5 protein-coding genes are annotated in these 7247 nt (G+C 41.2%); 3 read left to right on the top strand and 2 right to left on the bottom strand.

The window, feature by feature from the left end; translation table 11 throughout:
- Positions 1-232: 232 nt before the first annotated feature.
- The gene (locus tag ACT3ID_RS17390) at positions 233-1423 is read right to left on the bottom strand and encodes a sensor histidine kinase (protein ID WP_491543335.1); all 1191 of its coding nucleotides are present in this window, start codon (positions 1421-1423) and stop codon (positions 233-235) included.
- A 167-nt stretch (positions 1424-1590) separates the two neighbouring features.
- The gene (locus ACT3ID_RS17385) at positions 1591-2733 is read right to left on the bottom strand and encodes a sensor histidine kinase (protein ID WP_491543334.1); all 1143 of its coding nucleotides are present in this window, start codon (positions 2731-2733) and stop codon (positions 1591-1593) included.
- A gap of 689 nt (positions 2734-3422) precedes the next feature.
- Between ACT3ID_RS17385 and ACT3ID_RS17380 the strand changes: the two genes are divergently transcribed.
- From ACT3ID_RS17380 to hslU, 3 genes are read left to right on the top strand one after another with little or no spacing between them, the layout of a single operon-like run.
- On the top strand, positions 3423-5189 hold the full coding sequence (locus ACT3ID_RS17380; RefSeq protein ID WP_491543333.1) for an Rne/Rng family ribonuclease: 1767 nt from the start codon (positions 3423-3425) through the stop codon (positions 5187-5189).
- 47 nt (positions 5190-5236) lie between these two features.
- The gene (gene hslV / locus ACT3ID_RS17375; protein WP_491543332.1) at positions 5237-5785 is read left to right on the top strand and encodes an ATP-dependent protease subunit HslV; all 549 of its coding nucleotides are present in this window, start codon (positions 5237-5239) and stop codon (positions 5783-5785) included.
- Positions 5785-7215 (top strand): ATP-dependent protease ATPase subunit HslU, encoded by a 1431-nt coding sequence (gene hslU / locus ACT3ID_RS17370; protein ID WP_491543331.1) that lies wholly within the window; start codon positions 5785-5787, stop codon positions 7213-7215. Before hslV ends, hslU begins: the two co-directional genes overlap by 1 nt.
- The last annotated feature ends 32 nt before the right edge of the window (positions 7216-7247 follow it).

Below are 7247 nucleotides of genomic sequence, written 5' to 3'. Positions count from 1 at the left end.
TTAATTACTCTAATATGTGCTATATGGAATAGCGGCGAATCTTACGATCCGAATCACACCTCCCGGTTTGACCGGGAAAAAAAAGCCGCTTGACACTTGAAAAAGTCATAGCATTCCTTTTGAGGCTGGGCTATGGGGACAATCAGTAATTGATAGCCAAATGAGCTTCAGGAGCAGAGCTCCCTCACAGCTACAACATTGCATCCCCTGGTCGAATGACAGGCATAAATCCTTAATAATCAGCATTATATTTAAGCGGGAAAATTAATTTGAATGTCGTCCCTTCTCCTGGAGCCGTATCGATATCTATAACACCATTCAAAAGCTTACAAAGTCGACGGACAATAAGCAGCCCAATGCCTTCGCCGTGTGATTTTTCGCTGGAATCCGTTTTCTGACGGTCATCTGTTTCTGTAGACAAAGATGCCGCTCTCGTTTTGGAAAGCCCCGGACCAGTATCACTAATAATTAGACACCAGTCATCATCAGATTCTAACCCCCAACTAATATCCACATGACCATCTTCGGTATATTTGAGTGCATTAATCAGCAGGTTTTGGGCTATACGTTGTATTTTACTGCGATCACTCTGTATTTGAAAGGTCTCTTCTCCCTCGCATCTCAAATCCAGATCTTTAAACTCGGCCAGAGGACGAAGACTGTCGCACATCTCGGAGAAAACTGTGGCTATATCAAAAGAGGTAATATTCATCTCCTCTTCTCCAGCCTCCAGGCGAAACAGATCAAGCAGATTGTTTAAAAACTGTTCGAGACTTTCAGCCGCCAGTGACATTTCATTTAAAACTTGCCTTATATCATCATCAAGATCTTTATTTTCAAGTAGTGAAAATCCTACCTGGAGTGAAAACAGAATTCCCTTTAGATCATGAGATGTCTGCTGCAGGTTTTCGCCCTGAAATTCTCTTTTTGAAAGAGCTGACTCAAGATCCTTCATCTGAGCCTCTGCTTCCCGGTCCTGTAACTGATAGAATTCATCTATACTATTTTGAATACCCTCATGAATAAGTTTTGCAACAATAGCATGAGCCTTTTTCTGAACTTCATAACTGATGGAGCGGGTTTCAACAGCAGAATTGATACACATTGCTAATACCTCGTGCAGTGCAGCCCATTCCCTGGAGACTTCACGCAGATCAAGTCCATGTTCCCAGCGGTGGGCTCCGTGTGCTTTGGCAATACCTTCGGGTGAAGCTTGCTTGTTGCGGAGGCGGTCACACAATAAATCTAAAAATTCAGGGACGTGGTTATGAAACTTCTCCCTCGAGAGCTCAACTAATTTAGTTGCCTGTCCTTCATCATAAAGCTGTTTTTCCCACTTTTCCAGAATTTGATCCTGCTTTTCTTTTATGTAATTAGCCAGAATTTTAAATTCTTCGACGTAAGATTCGTCAGATATCTTCATTGAATGATAGGTGAATAAATCTTAGGCCGTTTTACCTATCACCGAACCCTATTGTTCCCCAAACACCAGTCTTAGAAAGCGCTATGAATAAAACAAGCCATTGGGCAAAACCTCCAGTCAGGAAAGTATAAATCCAGTAAACATTTTAGTTCATCAGATGTGAACTATTACTGCACTGTAGAATACTTCAAAGGAAAGACTAACCGAAAGAGCGAACCATTTTGGGAATCCGACTCTACTTCGATAATAGCATCCAATAATTTACATAATTTACGTACAATCAACAGACCAATACCCTCACCGTCACAATTGTCCTTATTGGTCGCTGAAAATCCCGGCCCCGTATCACTGATTGTTAGTACCCAATTAGATGAACCCTTTTTCCAATTCATTTCAACTCGTCCCTTATTGGTGTATTTTAGTGAATTAATCAATAGATTCTGAGCTATCCGCTTTAATTTTTTCTTGTCACTTTCAACATAAAGTTCCTTCTCTCCTTGGCAGCTTAGCTCAAGTTTATCTGTATCAGCTAAGGGTTGTAAGCTATCGCACAAATCCGCCAACATTTCTGCAGCGTTAAAACGAGAAAGTTCCACTTCTTCCTGGTCTGACTCTAATCGAAAGAGCTGGAGCAAGTCATTTAACATTTCGGCCAAATTTTCAGAAGCCAGTGCCATTTCATCTATAATTTCCCTGTTTTTATCACTCATATTTTGATCATGCAGAAGTGAGAATCCCATCTGTAATGAATACATAAATCCTTTTAAATCATGGGTAGTCTGCTGCAGTTGTTCATTGTGATCGATTTTGTCTTCTTTCTCTTGTTCAAGCGCGGTAGACAAATGATGAATTTTAGCTTTTGCCTCTTTATTCTGCAAAAGATAAAATTCATTAATACTGTTCATGATTCCGTCATGAATCAAATCACTTATGATCTTTTGAGCTTCTTCATGTTTTTTTATATCCAGATCTGCTTCCACACAGAATTGACTGGTATATTCCATCAGTACATCATGCAACCTTGCCCATTCTTTCGCTACTTCTCTGAGGTCAAATCCATACTGCCATCTTAGTGAACCATGTTCCCTGGCCACTGGTTCCGTTGCACTTTCATTGTTTTTAAGGATATCATACAGTTTATTAAGATACAAAGGGATATGATCATAAAACTTTTCTCTGGAAAGAGAGATCAAATTGGTGATTTGTTCTTCTCCCTGTAATGATTTCTCCCAATCTTTTAATATATCATCTTCTTTCTTTGATAAATATTCTGCAAGGGATACCAGGCCTGAATAGCTAGTTTGTAACATAGTTACCAAGAGTTTGGATTAGATTACCATTATAAACCGTTCAATCTGTAATAAGATTTAATGCCCTTTTATAGTAAAATGATATGTTAGGTTCCGTTCTTTTTTAGGATCCTATTACAAGACTATAAAGAATTGTTAGGCTGGTGATGTGGAAAGTCTAACGAGCAAATTCTTGTAAAATTACTCTATAAATATCGAAGCCAAAGTATTCATCTCCGATCTCAAAAAGGCAGGATACAAAAAAGGGATACAGGGATAAATAATGTACTCTGGCTTTTTACCGTTTACATAATAGTAAAACTACTTGTATATTATTGTGATACTTTTGTACAGGTATCCAGAGAAATTTTATTAGCCAGGTTTGACTTTGCAGCAACTGACAACTACACAAGTTTTATTTCAACTTTTTTCTGCTTTTTTAAAGCATTTATTGTCTTTTTGGCAAAAAATTACAGCGCAAGTTATGAATGCGCTGTATGGTTTTGATTCACTGCAAGACCTTCCCCTCTCTGCATACCACAGACATACTCAAACAAATTTTTCTCCTAACAGGAATTTTAATTTAGCGGTTGCTGAATTCCCGCTAAGATGTACGAATTTCAAGACTATTGTAGCTATGAAACCTATTGATTTTTTGATAAGGATTAAGTTTTCGGAAGACAGCAACTGCGTGAAACAGGAATATCTCAATGAAAAACCAAATCATTATTCACGCATCGGGCAAGCAGACACGTATAGCTCTGCTCGAAGACGGCGAACTTGCTCAGCTGTTTATCGAATCTGATGAAAACCAACGTACTGTTGGTAATATCTATTTAGCGAAGGTTCACAAAGTAATGAGCGGGATCCGTGCAGCCTTCATTGACATGGGTACCCCGAAAGATGCTTTTCTTCATTTTTCGGATGCCGGTGATCATCTGAAGGAATATGTACAGATGCTCAATGGCCGTAATGCTATTCCCAAAAATGTACGGGATGAGCTTAAGAAGACCGACTTCAATCAAATCTCGAACTACGAGAAACAGAACTGGGCCGGTAAAATTCTGCAACCCGGTCAAAAACTACTGGTTCAAATCGTAAAGGAACCCATTGGTTCTAAGGGGCCTCGTATCTCTACGGATATAACTGTAGCCGGACGTTTTCTGGTGCTTATTCCCATGGGCGACTATGTGGCTGTATCACGAAAGATCAACAACTACAAAGAACGACGACGACTGAAAAACATTGTCAGTTCAATGGTGCCTGAAGGCTTCGGTGTAATTATCAGGACGGTAGCCAAAGGCAAAGATGAGCAGGCTATTGAAGATGATATGCGCGATGTGCTCAAAAAATGGGAAGGCATACTTGAAAAACTTGAAACGGCTGAACCACCCGAGCTGCTTTATAATGATCTCGATATGACCGAGAGCCTTGTCCGCGATCTGTTTGCAAAACAGTACGATCGCGTACTGGTTGACGATCCCGACATGCATCAGAAAATCAAGTCGTATGTCAGCCAGGTAGCTCCCCAAATGCTGCCCAATGTAGAGCTTTACAAAGGACGCGAGCACATCTTCGATTTCATGAAAATCGCCAAAGATGTCGATTCTATCTTTAGTCCCCGCGTGCGAATGCCTTCCGGTGGTTATCTGATTTTTGAACAAACTGAGGCGATGTATGTGGTGGATGTTAACTCTGGTCCGTATGCCGCCAAAGAAAAACAGGAGGACAATTCGCTCAAGACAAATCTCGAAGCGGCTCGTGAAGTAGCCAAACAGCTTCGTCTGCGCGATATCGGCGGTATCATTGTTGTGGACTTTATTGATCTGCGCAGCGATAAAAATCGCAAGAAGATTTATGATGAACTTAAGAAAGAGTTCAAGAAAGATCCTGCCAAGACAAATGTTATTGGCATGAGCGATTTTGGCCTTGTACAGATCACCCGGCAGCGAATCCGACCCAGCGTTGTAAATTCTGTATCGAAGGTATGCCCCACTTGCGGAGGTTCGGGTAGTGTAGTTACTAAAAATACCATTATTGCCGATCTGGATGCATGGCTCAGCAAGTTCCGCACTACCACGGACTATCGCGCTGTTGATATCTATATCAACCCTTACCTGAAAGCATATCTTGAAAAAGGTTTGTGGAGTATCCGGCGAAAATGGATGTTCCGATACTGGTTAAAAATTACATTAGTTGCTGACGAATCAATTTCACTAAATGAATATAAAGCAACCATAGCCGGCTCAGACATTGACATAACAGACGTTGTTATGCAGGAAAAAGATATTGATGAATTAATTGCCGGCGAAAATGGAGAACTGCAGGATATCCGCGGTCAACGCCAGGATCGTGAAGATCTCGATTATTATGATAAAGACGGTTCTAAAGGGCGACAAAAACGCGATAGCCGGGAACCACGGCCAACAACCTCTCAAAGCGGTTCAAAGTCAAAGTATTATAAATCCGACTCCTGACTCTTATGCAAGGAATTACAATCAAATTGAAACACAACACTATTTAAATGAGTTTACCTGATTTGAAAGCTACTACGGTATTGGGTGTCATCCACAACGGCGAAGCAGCTATTGGTGGTGACGGACAGGCTACTATGAAAGATACCGTTATGAAGGCTACTGTTAAGAAAGTTCGACGTTTATATGAAGGAAAAATTATTGCTGGTTTTGCCGGTTCAACAGCTGATTCTTTTACTCTTTTTGAAAAGTATGAAGAAAAATTAGATCAGTATAACGGCAACTTGCAACGGGCCGCTGTAGAGATGGCCAAGGAGTGGCGAAAAGATAAATTTTTGCGAAAACTTGAAGCACTTTTAGCTGTTATGAGTAAAGATGAAGCACTGATCATATCAGGTCAGGGCGATGTCATCGAACCTGATGACAAAATTTTGTCTATAGGTAGTGGAGGTCAATTTGCACTAGCTGCCGCCCGCGCCCTTAAACAAAATGCGCCAGAATTATCGGCCCGTGAGATCGTTACAAAAGCACTGAATATAGCTGCCGACATCTGCATTTACTCCAACCATAATCTTAGCATTCTAGAAATTGAAGATTGATGAGTACTTTACAACAAACTGTTAAACAAAAAAATCTGACCCCGCAACAAATCGTTGCAGAGCTGAACAAATATATCGTCGGTCAAGATAAAGCCAAGCGGTCGGTCGCTATTGCACTGCGTAACCGCTGGCGCCGAATGAATGCCGATGAAGAGATACGGGATGAGATAATGCCCAATAATATTTTGCTAATTGGTCCAACGGGTGTAGGTAAGACAGAAATAGCCCGCAGATTGGCAAATCTGGCCGATGCTCCTTTTATAAAAGTTGAAGCCAGTAAGTTCACAGAAGTGGGGTATGTGGGACGTGATGTGGAATCGATGATTCGTGACTTGACGGACATCTCTATAAATATGGTAAAAGAGGAGATGCGCAAACGCGTTGAAGAGGAGGCTAAGGAAATTGTCGAAGAGCGTATTCTGGATATTCTGATACCGCCTGTCAAAAAAAGTCCGTCGGATAATTCTACAGGATTTAAATCAAATAATGAAGATTTTAATCCCGAACAGGCTTCTGACAAAGAATTAAATGAACGAACCCGCGAAAAATTTCGGGAAAAACTCCGTAATGGTGAACTGGATGATCGGAAGATCGAAGTTGAGGTAAAAAAATCCAGTAAATCACCGATGATGCAGGTTTTTGGTCCACAAGGCGGTATGGAAGAGATGGGTATAAACCTGCAGGATATGCTTGGCAACATGGGCGGTCAACAAAAAACCAAGCGCAAAGTCACTATTGAAGAGGCTCGCGAACTCCTACTCGACGAAGAAGCTGAAAAACTGATTGACCATGATTCTGCCGTCCAGGAAGGTCTTGAGCGCGTGCAGAAACAGGGGATCATTTTTATTGATGAAATTGACAAAGTCGCCGAATCATCCGGTGACGGCAAAGGCGGTGGCGGACCCGATGTAAGCCGACAGGGAGTACAGCGCGATATGCTGCCGATCATTGAAGGAAGTAATGTATCTACAAAGCACGGCATGGTTAAGACAGATCATATGCTGTTTATCGGCTCTGGTGCTTTTCACGTTTCCAAGCCGTCGGATCTTATTCCAGAACTTCAGGGACGTCTGCCTATTCGGGTAGAACTGAATTCGCTTACCGAAGAAGACTTCTTTGACATCCTGACACAGCCCAAAAATGCCCTGACCAAGCAGTACCAGGCAATGCTTAATTCCGAAGGTGTAGAAATCGAATTTACCGACAATGCACTTAAAGAAATAGCATCCATTGCGGCACAGGTTAATCAAAGTGTAGAAAATATCGGAGCACGTCGGCTGCATACAATCCTCTCATCTCTATTGGACGAGTTACTATTTGCAGTTCCCGATGATATCGGTTCGGGAGAGATTACCATTGACAAAGACTATGTGAACAAACAGCTTGACGATCTTGTTAAAGATAAAGATCTGAGTCAATATATACTCTAAATCTTCATTATTGACATAACTAAAATATTCAT

This window comes from Fodinibius sp. GM108 (assembly GCF_058386985.1).
This window is presented reverse-complemented; position numbering and strand designations above follow the sequence as displayed.

Coding starts and splice junctions, on each gene's coding strand:
- ACT3ID_RS17380 (WP_491543333.1), top strand. CDS start 3,423: ATGAAAAACCAAATCATTATTCACGCATCGGGCAAGCAGACACGTATA.
- ACT3ID_RS17390 (WP_491543335.1), bottom strand. CDS start 1,423: ATGAAGATATCTGACGAATCTTACGTCGAAGAATTTAAAATTCTGGCT.
- hslV (WP_491543332.1), top strand. CDS start 5,237: ATGAGTTTACCTGATTTGAAAGCTACTACGGTATTGGGTGTCATCCAC.
- hslU (WP_491543331.1), top strand. CDS start 5,785: ATGAGTACTTTACAACAAACTGTTAAACAAAAAAATCTGACCCCGCAA.
- ACT3ID_RS17385 (WP_491543334.1), bottom strand. CDS start 2,733: ATGTTACAAACTAGCTATTCAGGCCTGGTATCCCTTGCAGAATATTTA.